This is a genomic window from Rhizobium sp. WSM1328, from assembly GCF_057653715.1.
The window spans coordinates 1939789-1958920 of sequence record NZ_CM172788.1 but is presented as its reverse complement, the minus strand read 5'-3'; the positions used below and the strand labels follow the sequence as shown (position 1 = coordinate 1958920).

The 19132-nt window shown below is 59.9% G+C and carries 9 protein-coding genes and 1 pseudogene; 7 read left to right on the top strand and 3 right to left on the bottom strand.

Annotation, left to right across the window (positions count from 1 at the left end; all coding sequences use genetic code 11):
• The first annotated feature begins 120 nt into the window (after positions 1-120).
• The 5 genes and pseudogenes from AC2444_RS10020 to AC2444_RS10000 form a co-directional block, all read left to right on the top strand.
• Positions 121-2271 (top strand): mechanosensitive ion channel family protein, encoded by a 2151-nt coding sequence (locus AC2444_RS10020; RefSeq protein ID WP_012757480.1) that lies wholly within the window; start codon positions 121-123, stop codon positions 2269-2271.
• A gap of 318 nt (positions 2272-2589) precedes the next feature.
• The gene (locus AC2444_RS10015; RefSeq protein WP_012757479.1) at positions 2590-8151 is read left to right on the top strand and encodes a DUF3320 domain-containing protein; all 5562 of its coding nucleotides are present in this window, start codon (positions 2590-2592) and stop codon (positions 8149-8151) included.
• Between the two features lie 303 nt (positions 8152-8454).
• The gene (locus AC2444_RS10010) at positions 8455-9828 is read left to right on the top strand and encodes an ISNCY family transposase (protein WP_487762904.1); all 1374 of its coding nucleotides are present in this window, start codon (positions 8455-8457) and stop codon (positions 9826-9828) included.
• 296 nt (positions 9829-10124) lie between these two features.
• Positions 10125-11498 carry an ISNCY family transposase gene (locus AC2444_RS10005; protein WP_012757477.1) on the top strand — a complete coding sequence of 458 codons (1374 nt, stop codon included), beginning with the start codon at positions 10125-10127 and terminating at the stop codon, positions 11496-11498.
• Positions 11499-11788: 290 nt separating this feature from the next.
• Positions 11789-11857 (top strand): annotated as a pseudogene (locus AC2444_RS10000) (integrase catalytic region); the annotation flags it as partial.
• Between the two features lie 68 nt (positions 11858-11925).
• Here AC2444_RS10000 and AC2444_RS09995 read toward each other — a convergent pair.
• From AC2444_RS09995 to AC2444_RS09985, 3 genes are all read right to left on the bottom strand, one after another.
• Positions 11926-12951 carry an ABC transporter permease gene (locus AC2444_RS09995; protein WP_012757476.1) on the bottom strand — a complete coding sequence of 342 codons (1026 nt, stop codon included), beginning with the start codon at positions 12949-12951 and terminating at the stop codon, positions 11926-11928.
• Positions 12952-12992: 41 nt separating this feature from the next.
• Entirely contained in the window at positions 12993-14534 is a 1542-nt protein-coding gene (locus tag AC2444_RS09990; RefSeq protein WP_012757475.1) for a sugar ABC transporter ATP-binding protein, read from the bottom strand.
• An 81-nt stretch (positions 14535-14615) separates the two neighbouring features.
• The gene (locus AC2444_RS09985; RefSeq protein WP_012757474.1) at positions 14616-15578 is read right to left on the bottom strand and encodes a sugar-binding protein; all 963 of its coding nucleotides are present in this window, start codon (positions 15576-15578) and stop codon (positions 14616-14618) included.
• A gap of 347 nt (positions 15579-15925) precedes the next feature.
• On the opposite strand from AC2444_RS09985, the gene AC2444_RS09980 reads away from it, so the two are divergent.
• The gene (locus AC2444_RS09980; RefSeq protein WP_041935526.1) at positions 15926-17020 is read left to right on the top strand and encodes a LacI family DNA-binding transcriptional regulator; all 1095 of its coding nucleotides are present in this window, start codon (positions 15926-15928) and stop codon (positions 17018-17020) included.
• A gap of 319 nt (positions 17021-17339) precedes the next feature.
• A complete protein-coding gene (gene ilvB, locus AC2444_RS09975) occupies positions 17340-19046 on the top strand; it encodes a biosynthetic-type acetolactate synthase large subunit (RefSeq protein ID WP_012757472.1) in 1707 nt (568 codons plus the stop codon).
• Positions 19047-19132: the final 86 nt, after the last annotated feature.

Below are 19132 nucleotides of genomic sequence, written 5' to 3'. Positions count from 1 at the left end.
CGCAGTCTGCGTCCGCCAGACGGGTTCGTCGATTGACGTTGGTCGTGCAACGCTTCACAAAGTCCGAAGTTTCGACCAACCCAGCAAAAGCGACGACACCGTCGCGGGGACCACGGCTATATGCGCATCAACGACGACCGTCATCCCCGCCGAGGAGTGTGCGCATTCCTGACGGTGGTATTTTCAACGCTTCTGCTGGCGAGTGCAAACCCCGCATCGGCGGCTGAGCCGACCAATTCCTCGGCGCCGATCCGGGTTATTATCGAATTGCCGAATGATGATTCCGGACGAGCGCTGGTTAATCGGATCGTTCCGGGCAATCAGGAACCGGCGCAGCCGGTAGCAGTCTCGCAAGAGGCGGCACCGACGTCGATTGCAACGTCACTACAGGATTTGCGCCAGAGGTTGCTCACACTCGTCGGTGCCGTTCCGACCCTTCCCGGGCAGATCCAGTCGGCGATCCGGGTCTTCCAAACGGATGATCGTATCGAACCGGTCGGCCTGATCTTGGCGGTCATACTCTTCGTCGCAGGCGGGTTCGTTGCGCAGCGCCTTGCCTGGTGGTCAGGGCGAGGGCTGCTCCATTTCGTGCTGAACGCGCCTGCCGACACAGTCCGGCAGCGGATCAGGCTCCACGCCGCCCGGCTTTCAATGGGTCTTCTGGCGTTGGTCGGTTACCTGATCGGAAGTCTCGGCGCGTTTATCCTCTTTCCATGGCCTGCCGTGTTTCGCGATATCGCCCTCATCCTGCTATCAGCGGCGCTCATGGTGCGCCTTGGCGTGCTCGTGGGCCGTATTGTCATCGCACCAGGCGCCCGCCTGCCGCATATGCGGCTTCTGACGTTGGTCACCTCACTTGCCTGGTTCTGGTACTACTGGCTCCTCGGAATCGTCGCTGTGCTGGCGGCTGGCTGGGCCGCTATTGAAGTGATCGGGACGATCGGGGCTTCACCCATCTTGGTCGACCTCTTTACCGCAGCATGGCTCGGTGTCGTTTCAATCGCTCTGATCGTTATGATCTGGCTGCGGCACTTTCGTTCCGACGGGCCGCCGGTGAGCCGGCTGGTCTGTGTCGGCTTCAGCGCGAGCATCATAGTATCGTGGCTGTTATGGGTGTCCGGGCTCCACGGGGCATTCTGGACGGTGGTCATCATTACGCTTCTGCCTCTTACCGTTGCGGTGGCTCGTGATATCATTCGGCGCATTATTCAATCCGGGGAGGGGCAGGCGGTCGAGGATCCGGCCATCGTCGGATGGTCTGTTGTCATCATGCAAACGCTGCGGAACGGCCTCATCGTGGTCGCCGCGCTGCTCATTGCCCGCGCGTGGAATGTCAATCTCAGTGATCTCGCCGCAGCCGAAACGGTGACCACGCGTTTGATCCGCGCAGGAATCCGCATCGTTATCGTGCTGCTGGTGACCGACGTTATCTGGAAGCTCGCAAGCACGTTGATCGACAGTCAGATGGCGGTGGCGTCGCGAAGCGTGCAGGCGGGGCATCAGGAGGGACCCGACGCACGCCGGCGTCAGCGGTTGAATACCCTCCTTCCCATTCTTCGCAATGTGCTGTTTCTGGCGATCGGCGCTGTCGGCTTCCTGATGATCCTGGATGCCGTTGGCATTCAGATCGGACCGCTGCTGGCGGGCGCCGGGGTCGTCGGCATAGCCGTCGGCTTCGGTGCCCAAACACTCGTCAAGGACATCATCTCCGGCGTCTTTTATCTGTTCGACGATGCCTTTCGCATCGGCGAATACATCCAGGCGGCGAAATATAAGGGGACGGTCGAAGGTTTCTCGCTGCGATCGATCCGCTTGCGCCATCACCGCGGCCCGGTCACCATCGTTCCCTTCGGCGAACTCGGCGCGGTGCAAAACCTCAGCCGTGACTGGGTCATCGACATCATTACGCTCACCCTGAACTATGACAGCGACCTCGAGGAGGTCCGCAAGACCATCAAGCGCATCGGCGTTGAGCTTCTGGAGGATGCCGAACTCGGGCCTAACATCATCGAGCCCTTGAAAATGCAAGGGATCGAGCAGATGGCCGATTATGGTGTGCAGATACGGCTGAAGTTTATGACCAAACCCGGCGAACAGTTCGGCGTTCGCCGAAAGGCCCTTGCCATGCTCAAGAAGACATTCGCGGAAAAAGGCATCCAGTTTGCAACGCCGACCGTTCATGTTTCCGGCGGTCCCGCCGATGCAGCGGCAACCGCCGCCGCCTCGGAGCTGCAAAGACCATCGAAAGTCATCTCGACACTTGAGGAATAGCCGCGGCGAGCCCCACGTGCTTGCTTTCCATCAAATCCCGTCAAAGCAACACATAGGTCTGGTCTCAAACTTCCGAGAGCGGCCTCCTGGCGGCTCGCCGCATCAGCGGTTCCGCCCATACTGCGCGCCGCCAGCGCCAGCAGGGAGCGTCCGGGAGTCCATTCCAATGTCGTTCGCCGCCCGAACATTGCTGCCAACCGGCGGCACCGGCCGCACGAATCGCTCTCCGGGAAGAGCCAACTGACCTAACATGACTACACGTCCTGCTAGACTGATTGATCGATTTACTGCATCTAAAGGTTAGCAGGGAGCGAGAATATGATCGACATGGCAGACGGCGCATCTGAGCAGAATGAAACGTCCATCTTTCAAAGTAATCTGTCCGTAGAAGCCAAGATCGAAAAGGCCAGAACCGAACTACTTGACCTTTCTGCGCGCAACCGCCTTTTGAACGTTCCCCGCTTTTCGAAAAGTGCGAAAACCATCGACGTTGTCGACGAGAAGTCGTCCGAAGTGTTTCGGATCCTTGTGACCGATGGAAGGACCATGACTTTCCTGGCGGGGGCGAAGGGGCGGGAATCCAAGGATGACGGCGACGGTGACGAACTGATCGAACTCGCGCTCCCGGACGATGATGAGCGCGACGGCGACGGTCGGCTTGTCCGTCATGGCGACACCAAGCTCCAGACCCGCATGACGCCAAATGCTCTCCAGAAGCGTCTGCTGGACCTTTACTTCGATGCCCGGACATTAGAGGAAGAGCAGGGGGTGAATATCCTGTTCCTCGGGCTGGGCACTCTGAAGTGGATCGATCCCAACAATGCGGAGAACGTCCGCTACGCACCGCTCATCCTCGTGCCGGTGTCGTTGGAGCGTGGCAGCGCAGCCGAGCGCTTCAAGCTTCGAGCGCGCCAGGAGGACCTCGCTTCAAACCTCTCCCTCGAGGCCTTTCTCGACCGTGTCCATCAGATCTCAATGCCGGCGTTCGAGGCGAGCGACGACTTCACATTCGAGGACTACGCCGCGAAGGTGGCGGCGTGCATCTCGATGAAGCCAAACTGGTCCGTCCAACCCGACGACATCGTGCTCGGTTTCTTCAGCTTCGCCAAATTCCTCATGTACAGAGACCTTGATCCCACGCTCTGGCCTAAGGATGCCAAGTTCACCGAGCTGCCACTCATCATCGGTTTGGTTTCCGATGGCTTCGAGGGCGGCGAACAGCTGCTTGGCGAGGACGTCAAGATCGACGAGCACATTTCGCCTTCCGAGATGACGCATATCGTCGATGCCGACAGTTCGCAGACGGCCGCGATCCACGAAGTCAGGCGAGGGAGGGACCTCGTCATTCAAGGCCCGCCGGGCACGGGAAAATCCCAGACAATCGCCAACATTATCGCGTCGGCGGTCGCCGACGGCAAGACGGTGCTGTTCGTAGCCGAAAAGATGGCGGCGCTCGAGGTCGTGAAACGACGCCTTGACCAGGCGAGCGTCGGTGAAGCCTGCCTCGAACTCCATAGTAACAAGGCGAACAAGCGCGCCGTCCTCGCAGAGCTGCAGCATACTTGGGAGCTCGGCACGCCCAAAGGGGAATCCGGCAGTGCGCTCGACCAGCGCCTCACGGACGCACGCGATTTACTTAACGCCCATCCGGCACGCATTCACCGCGTGTATCAACCCTACTCGCTTTCCCCGTTCCAAGTCATGGGACACCTTGCAAGGCTGCGTCGCGAGGGCATGGCTCCATCGGATATCGATCTGCCGGTTGCTGCGGACTGGACGCCGGAGGTGCGCGAGCGGGCGAAGGCGCTGCTGACGGAACTTGCTGAACGCATCGAGGACATCGGCCTGCCAAAGCACCATCCGTGGTACGGCGTCGGGCTTACCGGAGTTACCCCGCTCGATCTTGAACGTCTGACGACGAGATTGAAAACGGCGGCCACGGAACTGGCTGAATTGCGCAGCCAGATGGATGACGTATCGCAGACGCTCGAACTATCATCGCCTCACTCGCTGGCAAACTTTATGGACATCGCGTCGACCGCGGAAAGGGTCGCCTCGTGTCCTTCGGAGATATCTTCGGAGGCATTGGCAAACGACGCATGGGCGACCGAACTGGATCGGGTACGCGATCTTGTCGTTGGCGGCGCCGAATTCTCGACATACGCGGCCGAAGTCGCGGCCCGCATGACGCCGTCCGCATGGGAATCTGATCCGGAGCCGATTGCCACGCAATTCGTCCGTCTTTCTGCAGACTTCTCACAAAGCGGGTTTGCCACGATCGAACAGCTTGCGTCTGTGCTGCCGCGCTTCCTGGCGGGCGCGGGCGCGTTGCGTACCCTGCTCGGCGTCAATGCTTCTCCGACCTTGGCATCGATTGATCGGCTCATCGTCATCGGACAGCGCGTAGCCGAAGCCCCGGACGCGAGCCCCGACGCCTTCGTTGCCGCCATCTGGGAACGAGGCCTTGACCAGGCCTCCGATCTCGCTGAGGCCGTGGGAGACTTTCGGCGTATTCGTGCCGAGCTTGAAGGCAAGATCTCTGAGCAGGCCTGGGATATCGACCTTATGCAGGTGCGGGCAGCGGTCGCCGTCCATGGCAAGCGTCTCTTCAGGTTCATGAGCGGTGAGTGGCGCAAGGCAAAGGCGCTTCTGCGCAGCGTGATGCCCAACGAGACTTCGCCCGACGAAACTGTTCGAATCCTTGATCTTCTCCAGAAGGGCAAGAGCGCCCGCGCTGCGATCAAGGACGGCGACAGCCTCGGCAGATCTGCTTTCGGAGCGGACTGGCGCGGAGAAAAGTCGGACCCGAAGCCGCTTGAAAACCTCGTACTTTGGATGCGAAGCCTGCGCGGTGTCGGTGTCGAAGCACGGTTGATAGCCGGCCGTCTCTCCGACAGGACGTCGGTAGCGGGCCGTTGTGAGCAGGTGAGGGCGCTGCTGGACGAGTCGCGACGTCTTCTGCTCAGTCTATGGAAGGATCTTGGTGAGAAGGCGTCAGTTTTGTTTTCGGACGCTCCAGGCCCAGATGGCGTCTCGCTTACACAGACATCGCAATTCGCCCGCGAAATCGCCGATGCCCACAAGGTCTTCCTGACGCTGGTCCGCTCTGTTCCGGAAACCAACGCACACCGTCTTGCGCTATTGAAGCTGCTCGCATTGGCGCGCGGCCTGAAATCCACGCTGGAGCGGCTGGACTCCCTCGGCCGGGCTTCCTTCGGTCCGCTTTGGAAGGGGACGGAGTCGGACTGGTCGCTGCTGTCTCGCACGACTGAGTGGATTTCACACAACTCCGACATCCGCCTGCTAAGCTCGCGCGTATCCGACCGCCCCGCGGTGGCTGTGAAAGCTCGCGATGCATTGGCGAGAGGAGCGATCCTTCAACACGATCTCCAAGCTTTGCTCGGCTTCCTGAAGGCGGATGTGTCGATTGTGTTCGGCGCGCACGAAATCGGACAGACGGAGCTTGCGACGGTCGCGCAAAAGCTCGCGAAATGGGTCGAGACCGAGGAGCACCTATCCAAATGGGCCGCCTATCGCGGAAGAGCGGAAGACGCTGCGAACGCCGGCGTCGGTCTTGTTGTTGAACGCCTCGAAGATGGGCGGGTGAAGCCGGATGACGTCGTGCCATATGTGGAGATGGCGATCTACGAAGGGATCCTCAGACATCAGCATTCCGCCGACCCCGAATTATCTCGTTTCGACGGCGAGGTGCACGGGCGACTCGTGAACGAATTCGCGACATTGGACCGGAGCAGAATGGCGCTATCCCGTCTTGAGGTCGTCCGCGCTCACCACAAACGAATTCCTGCCGTCAGTGGGATCGGTCCTGTCGGAGTCCTTAGGGGAGAGATGGCGCGCCGTCGCGGTCACATGCCGATCCGCCAGCTCATGCAGCGCGCGTCCGTAGCGATACAGGCCCTTAAGCCAGTCTTCATGATGAGCCCGCTTTCCATAGCACAGTTCCTGCCGCCCGGTCTTCTGCGGTTCGATCTCCTCGTCATGGACGAAGCCAGTCAAATTCAGCCGGTAGACGCGTTGGGAGCGGTAGCCCGCGCTAAACAGGTGGTCGTGGTTGGGGACGAGCGTCAGTTGCCGCCGACCCGTTTCTTCTCGAAAATGACCTCCAGCACGTCGGATGACGACGACGCCCAGGACGGCGCTCAGGTGTCAGATATTGAAAGTATCCTGGGACTCTTTTCCGCCCGAGGCCTTCCGGAAAAGATGCTCCGATGGCACTACCGAAGCCGCCATCAGTCTCTGATCGCGGTCTCAAACAGCCAGTTCTATGATAACAAGCTCTTCATTGTACCGAGTCCTTATACGGCCGAGGCGGGCATGGGCCTCCGCTTTCAGCATGTGCCTGGCGGCGTCTTCGAGGATGGCGTCAACAAGGTAGAGGCTAAGGTCGTCGCCGAAGCGATCATACGGCATGCGCTTCAATCGCCGAGCCTGTCGCTCGGCGTCGCGGCATTCTCCATCAAGCAGCGTCGAGAGATCCAGGACCAGTTGGAACTGCTGCGACGCCTCAACCCAGAAACCGAGGAGTTCTTCCACTCGCATCCGAGCGAGCCTTTCTTCATCAAGAACCTTGAAAACGTTCAGGGCGACGAGCGCGACGTCATCCTCATTTCCGTCGCCTATGCCAAGGGGCCAAGTGGCGCGCCAATGAGCATGCGCTTCGGGCCGTTGGGAGCCGAGGGAGGCGAACGTCGTCTCAATGTTCTTATCAGCCGCGCGAAGCGGCGCTGCGAGGTATACGCTTCGATCACCGACGAGGACATCGATCTCGAACGTGGAAAAGGCAAAGGCGTCTTCGCATTCAAACTGTTTCTCCATTACGCTCGGACGGGCAGGCTTTCGATGACCCAGCGCACCGACCGTGGGATGGACAGCGTCTTTGAAGAACAGGTCATGGCTGCGCTTAAGGAGAGGGGCTATCAGGTCCATCCGCAGGTTGGAATCGCCGGGTTCTTCATAGATCTGGCGGTGGCCGACGAGCAGATACCGGGCAGATATATTCTGGGGATCGAATGCGACGGCGCCGCATACCATGACTCGCGTTCGGCTCGTGACCGAGACCGGCTTCGACAGGCGGTCCTCGAGGATCATGGCTGGAATATCTATCGCATCTGGAGTGCAGACTGGTTCCAAAGGCCCAAAGCGGAACTTGAACGCCTCGTTGCCGCCATCGAGCGGGCCAAGGCCGACGTCAGGTCGGGAACAGAGGAACACCTGTCGAGGCGAGCGGTACCGGTCGAGGTCGTCACTATCGAACGTGCGGACGTTACAGAGATTGGTCTGCAGCCGGTTATCGTCGACGAAATTTCGAGCGCAACCTTGTATCAGGAGGCCGTGCTGCGACCGAATATCGTAGGCGAACTTCACGAAGCGCCGATCGGCGTGGTGATCGCGCTGGTAAAGCAAACGGTCGGAGCAGAAGGACCAGTGCATCAGGACGAGGTCGTCACCCGCATCAGGTCGGCCTGGGGTCTTCAGCGGGCGGGAAACCGGATCGATGCCCATGTCGGCGCGGCGATCACGATCGCCCAGAATTCTCAGGAGATCGTGCGCGACGGAGAGTTTCTGCTTTGGCCGGACAAGGACATCACGCTCAGAGATCGTAGCGGCGTCACGTCTCTCAGCCTGCGTCGGATCGAAATGCTGCCGCCGATGGAAATTGACGAAGGGCTTATCACAGTCATCAGAACGAGCCTCGGGGCCACCGTAGATCAGGCGGTGAATGCGGTCGCGCGCGGGCTTGGGTTCAAGTCAACGAGTAGTCAGTTAAAGGAACTGGTGGAGTCCCGGATTGTGCTCTTGCAAGAGAAGGGTTCCTTGATCGATTTCGGAGGCATGCTGACTGTTCTCAATCAAACCTGATGTGTGTAATGCCGAATTGGACGCGCAGCCTCAGGCAAGACATCTCGACAATTGTACATCGGGAAATCTCGAATTCATACTCTACCGAAGTCGTAACTTCGCCATCGAACACATTGATATCTAAATCGTAATGCCAATCGGCGATAGCCGCATCTTCGGCGGTCTGAGAGGCTATTTCATTAGGCTGCATGTTCCATAATCTATCTTATGCGATACATGTATGTAGCCGCAAAGTTAAAGTGTCCTGTTTCTGCAAAGTTGGAATGTCACTCTCCCCTTGTTTGATGACCTGGGAGATTGCGGATGGGACTGATTGCGATGAGCGAGCGTGATCTGCAGCGGATCGAGATTCTATCGAAAGTGATCGCCGGCCGGATGACGATGGTGTCGGCGGCACATGTGCTTGATCTGAGTACGCGCCAGGTGCGTCGTCTGCTGGAGCGGATCAACACGGGTGGTGCGGCGTCGATCCGGCACAAAGCGATCGGCCGACCGTCGAACAACCGGATCAGCGACGGTGTTCGGGATTACGCCGTGACGTTGGTTCGCGAACGCTATGCAGACTTCGGACCAACCTTGGCGGCCGAGAAGCTTGCCGAGCGCGATGGGTTGCGGGTGTCGCGTGAGACGTTGCGCAGCTGGATGGTGGATGCGGGCCTGTGGCTCTCGCGCAAGCAGCGGCGGACGTTTCATCAGCCGCGCTTGCGGCGTGAAGCCTATGGCGAGTTGGTGCAGATTGACGGGTCCGAGCATCGCTGGTTCGAGGACCGCGGTGATCCATGCTCGCTGCTGGTGTTCGTCGACGATGCGACGGGCAAGCTGATGCAGTTGCGGTTCGTGCGCTCGGAAAGCGCCTTCAGCTATTTCGAGGCGCTGGCGCTTTACCTGCGCGATCACGGCGCGCCTGTGGCTTTCTACTCCGACAAGCATTCGGTGTTCCGGGTGGCGAAGAAGGAGGCCAAGGGTGGCCAGGGCATGACCCAGTTCGGGCGGGCGCTTTGTGAGCTAAACATCGAGATTCTTTGCGCAAATTCGAGCCAGGCGAAGGGTCGTGTCGAGCGGATGAACCGGACGTTGCAGGATCGACTGGTCAAGGAACTGCGGCTGGCGGGGATTTCCGGCATGGCGGCAGGCAATGCGTTTTTGCCTGGCTTCATGGAAGACTACAATGCCCGCTTTGCGATTGCCCCTGCCCGGTCGGAAGACCTGCATCGGCCACTGAATCTGGCGCCGGACCGGCTCAGCGAGATCCTGTGCAAGCGCGAGCAGCGCTATGTCGGGGCGCAGTTGACGTTCTCGTTCGAGCGCCAGCGGATCATGCTGGAAGAGAGTGATGTGACGCGTGGCCTGGTTGGCCGCTATGTCGAGACCTATGCCTATGCCGATGGCCGGCTGGACGTGCGCTGGAAAGGTCATTCCCTGCCCTACAAGACGTTCGACCAGGACCAGCGGGTGACGCATGCGGCGATCACCGAGAACAAGCGGCTCGGCGATGTCCTGGCCTATATCAAGGAGCGTCAGGAGCAACTGCCGGCGCCCAAGGTCAGGACCAACAGCGAGAAGAATGGCTACACGCCGCGGGGCCGCAAGCCGGGTCGGAAGACGGATTTCATGAACGATCCCGCCGTCATTGCCCGACGGCGACAAGCACTCTCTGACCTCGATGCGGCGGAATGACTGGCTGCTCCAACTGTCAAAGCTAAAGCCGAAGGGAGCATCTCACCCGCCCCCTCCCTTCCCTTGCAACCGGGTCCAGCCGGTCTGGTCGGGGGCTTGCCTCAGCGCAAGTGGACATGCCGAGTGTCGCATTTCTAAATAGCTGAAGACGCGCCCAAAGTGACACTTCTACTTTGCACACAAACGGACATTCCAACTTCCCCGCCACAATGTATGTAGCCGCAAAGTTAAAGTGTCCTGTTTCTGCAAAGTTGGAATGTCACTCTCCCCTTGTTTGATGACCTGGGAGATTGCGGATGGGACTGATTGCGATGAGCGAGCGTGATCTGCAGCGGATCGAGATTCTATCGAATGTGATCGCCGGCCGGATGACGATGGTGTCGGCGGCACATGTGCTTGATCTGAGTACGCGCCAGGTGCGTCGTCTGCTGGAGCGGATCAACACGGGTGGTGCGGCGTCGATCCGGCACAAGGCGATCGGCCGACCGTCGAACAACCGGATCAGCGACGGTGTTCGGGATTACGCCGTGACGTTGGTTCGCGAACGCTATGCAGACTTCGGACCAACCTTGGCGGCCGAGAAGCTTGCCGAGCGCGATGGGTTGCGGGTGTCGCGTGAGACGTTGCGCAGCTGGATGGTGGATGCGGGCCTGTGGCTCTCGCGCAAGCAGCGGCGGACGTTTCATCAGCCGCGCTTGCGGCGTGAAGCCTATGGCGAGTTGGTGCAGATTGACGGGTCCGAGCATCGCTGGTTCGAGGACCGCGGTGATCCATGCTCGCTGCTGGTGTTCGTCGACGATGCGACGGGCAAGCTGATGCAGTTGCGGTTCGTGCGCTCGGAAAGCGCCTTCAGCTATTTCGAGGCGCTGGCGCTTTACCTGCGCGATCACGGCGCGCCTGTGGCTTTCTACTCCGACAAGCATTCGGTGTTCCGGGTGGCGAAGAAGGAGGCCAAGGGTGGCCAGGGCATGACCCAGTTCGGGCGGGCGCTTTGTGAGCTAAACATCGAGATTCTTTGCGCAAATTCGAGCCAGGCGAAGGGTCGTGTCGAGCGGATGAACCGGACGTTGCAGGATCGACTGGTCAAGGAACTGCGGCTGGCGGGGATTTCCGGCATGGCGGCAGGCAATGCGTTTTTGCCTGGCTTCATGGAAGACTACAATGCCCGCTTTGCGATTGCCCCTGCCCGGTCGGAAGACCTGCATCGGCCACTGAATCTGGCGCCGGACCGGCTCAGCGAGATCCTGTGCAAGCGCGAGCAGCGCTATGTCGGGGCGCAGTTGACGTTCTCGTTCGAGCGCCAGCGGATCATGCTGGAAGAGAGTGATGTGACGCGTGGCCTGGTTGGCCGCTATGTCGAGACCTATGCCTATGCCGATGGCCGGCTGGACGTGCGCTGGAAAGGTCATTCCCTGCCCTACAAGACGTTCGACCAGGACCAGCGGGTGACGCATGCGGCGATCACCGAGAACAAGCGGCTCGGCGATGTCCTGGCCTATATCAAGGAGCGTCAGGAGCAACTGCCGGCGCCCAAGGTCAGGACCAACAGCGAGAAGAATGGCTACACGCCGCGGGGCCGCAAGCCGGGTCGGAAGACGGATTTCATGAACGATCCCGCCGTCATTGCCCGACGGCGACAAGCGCTCTCTGACCTCGATGCGGCGGAATGACTGGCTGCTCCAACTGTCAAAGCTAAAGCCGAAGGGAGCATCTCACCCGCCCCCTCCCTTCCCTTGCAACCGGGTCCAGCCGGTCTGGTCGGGGGCTTGCCTTAGCGCAAGTGGACATGCCGAGTGTCGCATTTCTAAATAGCTGAAGACGCGCCCAAAGTGACACTTCTACTTTGCACACAAACGGACATTCCAACTTCCCCGCCACAATGTATGTAGCCGGGGTGGGTTCAAGGATGAAGTGCGACTTGCAATAGATAACAACGGTTTATCCCTGCAAGGAACGAGACATGAAGCGCACCTACTCCCAGATCGATATGGATGAACGCCGCAAGATCGCTCGTTGGCGAATGGCCGGATGCTGCCCTCCTGAAACGGATTGTCTCAACGGGGCAAGATCACGACACGCATGGCCCCATCCACTGACCTAGTCCTGATTGGCAACCACTGGCAAACTGCCTTCGTTCGAAAGACGGGTTTCGGTCTGCCGGGCGGCAAAGACGAGGCGGCGCTTTGCGCGGATCGCGTGCCATTGTTGGTCGATCAGGACGCCGATGAGGATCACGCCACCCATGACAGCGAAATTCAACGACGAGGGAATACCAAGTAGGTTGACGAGATTCTGCAACTCCTGGAGCAGGACCGTCCCCAGCACGACGCCGACGATCGACCCCTCGCCGCCGCGGAGCGAAAAGCCGCCGAGTACGGCAGCGGCAATCGCGTAGAGTTCGTAGAACTGGCCATGGCTCGCCGGCGAGATCGAGCGCGTGTACATGGCGAAATAAATCGCCGAAAGCGCCGTCAGCAGCCCGCAGATGACATAGGCCGACATGATCATGCGGCCGGTACGGATACCGGAATAGCGGGCTGCCTCCTCGTTCTTCCCGATCGCGTAAAGATAACGCCCGAAGACAGAGCGATGCAGCATGATCCACATGACCACGGCAATGATGACGAGTGCGATGAAGGTGTTGGGAACGCCGTAAAACCGTCCGGCGGTCAGGAATTCGAGGTCTGGGAAATTTTGGCCGAAAGCAAAGCCCGCCGTTCCGTCGGCCGTGTAGAAGCGCGCTGCCCCACGATAAATCAGGAGGCCGCAGAGGGTGACGACGAAGGGCTGCAGGTTGAGCCGGGTGATCAGCCAGCCGTGGACGGCGCCTATGACCGCGCCGAGTGCGAGAATGAACGGCAGCGCCAGCATCCATGACATATCCTGGACCGCGATGAAATCGACGAACAGCACACCGAGAAGCGCAACGAGCGAGCCCACGGAAAGCTCGATACCGCCTGTAATGATGACAAAGGCCTGGCCGATCGACAGGATGCCGAACAGGCCGATCAAGTTGGCGGTGTTGGCCAGGTTGATCGGTAGGAGGAAGCGCGGGTTGATGATGGCGACGACGATGCCGACGACGACGATCAAAAGCAGCAGTCCGAGATCTTTTTTGATCATTCGAGATCCATCCCCCGATACTTATTTATGGGCCGCAGCCGCTATTTTACCCTTTTGCCGACAGCAAGCAAAAGGACACTTTCCTGGCTGATTTCGTCCTCTTCCAATATGCCGGCGATCTGGCCCTCGTGCATGACGGCGATGCGGTCGGAAACGCCGATCACCTCTTCCATGTCGCTGGAGATCATCAGGATGGCGACTCCGGCATCGGCAAGCGCTCGCATCAGGCCGTAGATCTCGTTCTTCGCGCCGATATCGATGCCGCGCGTCGGCTCGTCGAAGATCATCACCTTCGGGCTCATCGACAACCATTTGGCAAGCACCACCTTCTGCTGGTTGCCGCCGGACAGAGTGCCGGTTCGCGTCGAAACCGACGGCGCCTTGATACCGAGGCGAACACGCTGCTTTTCGGCCGCTCCCCTCTCCCGCTCGGCAGAAAGCATGAAGCGGTTGGAGAGCTTGGGGAGATCGGCAAGGGTTATGTTCTGGGCGATCGGGAAATCAAGAAGTATGCCGTTGCGCTTGCGATCCTCCGGTACCAGGAAAATGCCACGAGCGACGGCGTCCCGGGCAGACCTGATCGCAATTTGCCGCCCGTCCTGCAGAATGGCTCCGCCGTAGCTCCGGTCGATGCCGAAGAGTACTTTTGCAAGCTCGGTGCGGCCCGACCCAACGAGCCCTGCAAGCCCCATGATTTCTCCATACCGGATTTCCAGATCAACGGGGCGGGCGGGATAGGCCTCGGTGCGCACGCCGCTTGCCTTCAGCGCGACCGAGCCAGCCGAGCGTTGCGGTTTTGCGGTCCGGGCCGCAAGCACCCGGCCGATCATCAGCTTGACCATCTGGTCGTGGCCGATGTCTTTCTTGGCGAGCGTGCCCACAAGCGTGCCGTCGCGCAGGACTATGACCCGGTCTGCGACGCGCTCAACCTCGTGGAGGCGATGCGAGATGAAAATTACGCTGATGCCATCCGCTTTCAACGATTTGATAATGCTCAGGAGCCGCTCGGTTTCGGCCAGCGGCAGGCTGGACGTGGGTTCGTCGAAGATGACGAGCCTGGCGTTGATGGATAGCGCCTTGGCGATTTCCACCATCTGCTGCTCGGCAAGGGAAAGCGATGCCACGGGTGTGTCGGCGGAAAAATGAGCCCCTACCCGCTTCAAGAGCGGCTTCACCATGTCTCGCAGCCGATCGCGATCGACGAGCTTGAAAGGTCCGGCCTTGAGCGGTTCGCGGCCCAGGAAGATATTGGCAGCAACGTCGAGATTTTCAAAGAGATTGAGTTCTTGGTGCACGAAGGCGATGCCGGATGCGATACTCGATTCCACAGTGAGGAAGCGAAGCTCTGTGCCGTCGAGCAGGATCGTGCCTCGGTCGGGTGCGATCACGCCGCCAAGAATCTTCATCAGGGTCGATTTTCCAGCCCCGTTCTCGCCGACGAGGCCAATGACCTCGCCCGGCATGATGTCGATCGACAGGCCCTCAAGCGCAACGACGCCCGGATAGGTCTTGCCAACGCCGGAAAGCGAAAGGAACGGGGTTGCAAGCGGGTCCGGTGACGGGATGTCAGAGCTGTGGTTCATCGCCTGTCCATGGCAACTAATGCTGTGTCGGCACGACACGTCAGTCGCGGCAGCGGCAAGTGCCGCCGCCGCGAAGGAGGGTTATTTTCCAGACATAGCCTTCAGGCTGGCGGCATACTTGTCAACGTCATCCTTGCCGATGATCACCGTCGGGATGATGATCAAGCCGTTGCTGGGAACGCCTGATTTGTCGCCCTTGAGATAGGCCGCCATCAGCTTCATGCCCTGATAGGCCCACTCGAACGGCTGCTGCACGACGGTCGCTGCGATCGTGCCCTCCTTGACGCCGCCGAGCGTGATCGGATCGTCATCAAAGCCGACGACGGTGATCTGGCCGAGTTTGCCGGCGTCGCGCAGCGCCTCATAGATGCGCGGCGTATTGTAGGAGTAGAAGCCGACCATGCAGGTGACGTCCGGGCTGGCCACCAGCGCGTCTTCGACGTTCTTCTTTGCGCGCGTCTGGTCGATATCGTCACCGCGGACATCCGTCAGCTCGATCTTCGTGCCCTTCAGGCCGTCCTTCATGCCCTGGATGCGTTCCTTGGCATTGTCGGCGCCGAGCAGGCCGACGAAGCCGATGCATTTGCCGCCGTCAGGCATCGCCTTTTTGGCGATCTCGGCGGCCTGCATGCCGGCATCGATATTAGACGAGCCGATATAGGCGACGCGGTTGGTCTGCGGCGCGTCACTATCGGTCGTGAAGAGAGCAGTCTGCGAGCCGATCTTGTTCAAGCCGTCCGTCTGGGTCTTGGGATCGACCGCGGAGACCATCACCCCCTTGACGCCGGCACTGACCAAGTCTTCCATAAGCCGTTGCTGAACGGCGACCGATGCCTGCTCAGGATACTTCAGCTCCATCTGGTAGTCTGGCATCTCGCCCTGCGCCTTCTTCACGCCCGCCTCTGCGGCTTTCCAGAAGTCGGATGCGCCATTGACGACAAATGCAAGTGTCGGCTTGTCGGCAGCATGCGATACGGCAATCGGCGCCGCGCTCAGCATCAACCCGGCGAAAAACAAGGCTGCATTGCGTTTCAGCTGTTTCATAATACACCTCCCGAGGGGCCGCAGTTGCACGGGCCCGTTTCCGATTTACGGCCGGCCGGATGCGCCCCCTCCCAGGGCCGTCGCAAAGCGACGAGTGGCATAGGTTCCGATCGCTCCCTGACGGTATACAAGAATTTTAATTAGTAAATAGTATTATCAATGCAGATCGAAACATTTCATCGCCCAGTGGTCAGGGCTGCAATTTCGTACTGGAAGTTGCCAATAACCGCTGGTGTTGAAGCAATTCATGCAATTGCCAACGCTTTCAGATAGATGCTAATACTATTAGCAGAAAACGACAATCAATCACCCTGCCCCATTATCTGAAGCAGAGACAGTTTCCACGAATGCGAAAACCCAAGACCCAAAAGAGGAATAAGCCTGTGCGTGTGACGATGATGGATATCGCCGCCGCAGCTGGCTGCTCGCAGGCGGCCGTCTCCTTCGTCCTCAACGACACGCCCGGCACCCGTATCTCCCAGCAGACGCGCGATCGCGTATGGGAGGCGGCGCGCGAGCTCGGCTACATGGAGAAGACCTACGCGACGAAGGCCTCTTATTCGGGACTGGACAACGTCATCGGCTTCGCCGTCGATCAGCTCGCCACCAGCCCGGAAGCGATCGTTGCGATCGAAGGCGCGCGGCAAGCCTCCTGGAACGCCGGCAATGTCCTTTTGGTAACCCAGACGCTCAGTGATCCCGTCATGGAGCCGAAGGCAATCGAGGCGTTGACGAGCGGAGGCATATCGGCGCTCATTTATATGACGATCTATACCCGCCAGGTAGAGCTTCCCTCCTATGTCTGCGAGCTCAACATCCCGACGGTCCTGCTGAACTGTTATACGGCCGACCATGCCTTTCCCGCCGTGGTGCCGAGCGAGATCGCCGGAGGGCAGAGCTCCACCCGGCACCTGATCACGCACGGACACCACCGCATCGCGACGATCACCGGCGAAATCTGGATGCAGGCTGCGCAGGACCGGCTGACGGGATATCGCCGCGCCCTGGCGACCGCCGATATACCCTTCGATCCTGAATTGGTCATTGAAGGCGACTGGTCGGCCAGTGCCGGCTATGCCTCCACGATGAAACTGCTTGCTCTGAAAGAGCCGCCCACCGCGATCTTCTGCCAGAACGACCGCACTGCCATCGGGTGCTACGAAGCGCTCAAGGATGCAGGGCTTCGCATTCCCCAGGACATGTCGGTGGTGGGTTATGACGACGAAGAAATTTCACGACATCTCGTACCGCCGCTGACGACTTCGGTCCTTCCACATCTTGCCATGGGGCAATGGGCGATCGAACATCTCAACCCGGAAAGTATACCGGGCAAGCGCTATCCAATCGCGAAGCTCGAATGCTCGCTCGTTAAGCGTCATTCCGTCGCCGCGCCGCGGGCCGAGGCGCGGCAGATCCTCGATGGCGCCCATACCTCGTCATAGAACCTGGGTTCGCGCCGGGCCAGATAGGCTGGCGAACGGATCGCCCCTGCCCTTGCCTCGTCACTGGCTACCCTACCGATCTCAAATATTCTCAACTGCAGATACAATCTACGCAGAGACGTCGTTGACGACGTGTAGATTCGGAGGTAGCTCTATCGCCCATGAAAATCGCAATGGTTCTCGTAGTCGTGATATCGCGCATGGGCAGGACGGTCTGATCGTCCGGCAATAGCCACCCATGCGCCGAAAACAGGTCCCTGACGGGGCCTTTTTTTATGCCCCGTCGCAACTATCACCTCACTCACGACGGAACCCAGATATGACCGGCGAGACAGCCAACTCTTCTCTAAACAACCCCTCTGATCGTCGCATGAACGGCGGCGAGATCGTTCTGCAAGCGCTGCGCGACAACGGTGTCGAACACATTTTCGGCTATCCAGGCGCCGCGGTGCTGCCGATCTATGACGAAATCTTCCAACAGGAGGACATCAAACATTTCCTGGTGCGCCATGAGCAAGGCGCCGGACACGCAGCCGAGGGCTATGCCCGCTCGACGGGAAAAGTCGGCGTCATGCTGGTGACATCAGGACCAGGCGTTACAAATGCGGTCACGGCGCTGCAGGATGCCCTTATGGACTCCGTTCCCCTCGTCTGCCTCGCGGGCCAGGTGCCGACAAGTCTGATCGGCACGGACGCTTTTCAGGAATGCGATACGGTCGGCATCACCCGCCCCTGCACAAAGCACAATTTCCTGGTCCAACACATCGACGATCTGGCCAAAACGATCCATCTGGCTTTCCGGATCGCGGCGGCCGGTCGGCCCGGCCCTGTTCTCGTCGACATGCCAAAGGACGTGCTGTTTGCCAGCGGCATCTACGTCTCACCTGACAAGGTAGGTCCGCTGCCGAGCTACCAGCCGGCAATGCAAGGCGATCAGAACGCGATCCGGTCGGCTGTCGCATTGATGGCCGAAGCCCGACGCCCCATCATCTATACCGGCGGCGGCATCATCAACGCCGGACCGGAGGCATCGCGATTGTTGCGCGAGTTCGTCGACCTAACCGGCTTTCCCGTAACGTCCACCATCATGGGGCTTGGAGCCTACCCCGCTACCGGGCCGAACTGGCTGCGGGTCGCCGGACAGGACGGATCGCATGAAGCCAATATGGCAATTGCCGACTGCGACCTGATGATCGCCATCGGCGCGCGGTTTGACGACCTTGCGATCTCGCGCGTGCATGAGTTTTCGCCTCACTCGAAGAAGATCCAGATCGATATCGATGCCTCGTCGATCAACAAACGCGTTCTTGTCGACATCGGCATTCAGGGCGACGCCGCGCATGTGCTGGCGGACATGATCCATGCCTGGCGGTCGCTTTCCACCGTCCCCGACCAGAAGCGGTTGCGGGCGTGGTGGTTGCAGATCGATCATTGGCGAGCCCACCAGTCGTTTTCCTACGAGCGGCTGGACCATGCAATCATGCCGCAACATGCCCTGGAGCGTCTGCATGCGCTGACAAAGCCGCACGACCCCATCATCGCCACGGAGATCGGTCAGCAGATGTGGGTGGCGCAGTTCTTCGGCTTCGACAAACCCAATCGCTGGATTACGTCAGGTGGATTGGGGGCGATGGGCTTCGGTCTTCCTGCCGCGCTGGGCGTGCAGCTCGCAAATCCTGGGCGCCTTGTCATCGACATTGCCGGCGACGCTTCGGTGCAAACGACGATGAAAGAGCTGTCGACGGCGATACAGCATCAAGCGCCGATCAAGATCTTCATCTTGAGCGATGAGCATCCGGGCATGGCGCGAGAATGGGGTCAAGTGCCGGATGGCAGTGGTCGATCGCGCTCCTATTCGGCCTCACTGCCCGATTTCACCAAGCTCGCGGAAGCCTATGGCGCCGTCGGCCTTCGTTGCGAGAGCCCTACCGAACTCGACGCCAGGATCGAGGAGATGATCGACACGGACCGGCCGGTGCTCCTTCACTGCCGGGTCGCGAGGCTCGCCGGCACCGATCGGCAGTAGCGGCCGGTTCGAACACGCCAAAAGCAAGCCGTGCGATGCTGCAGCCCGCAGATCACCGTTCTCAAGCTACCGAAGCTGTCGCCAGA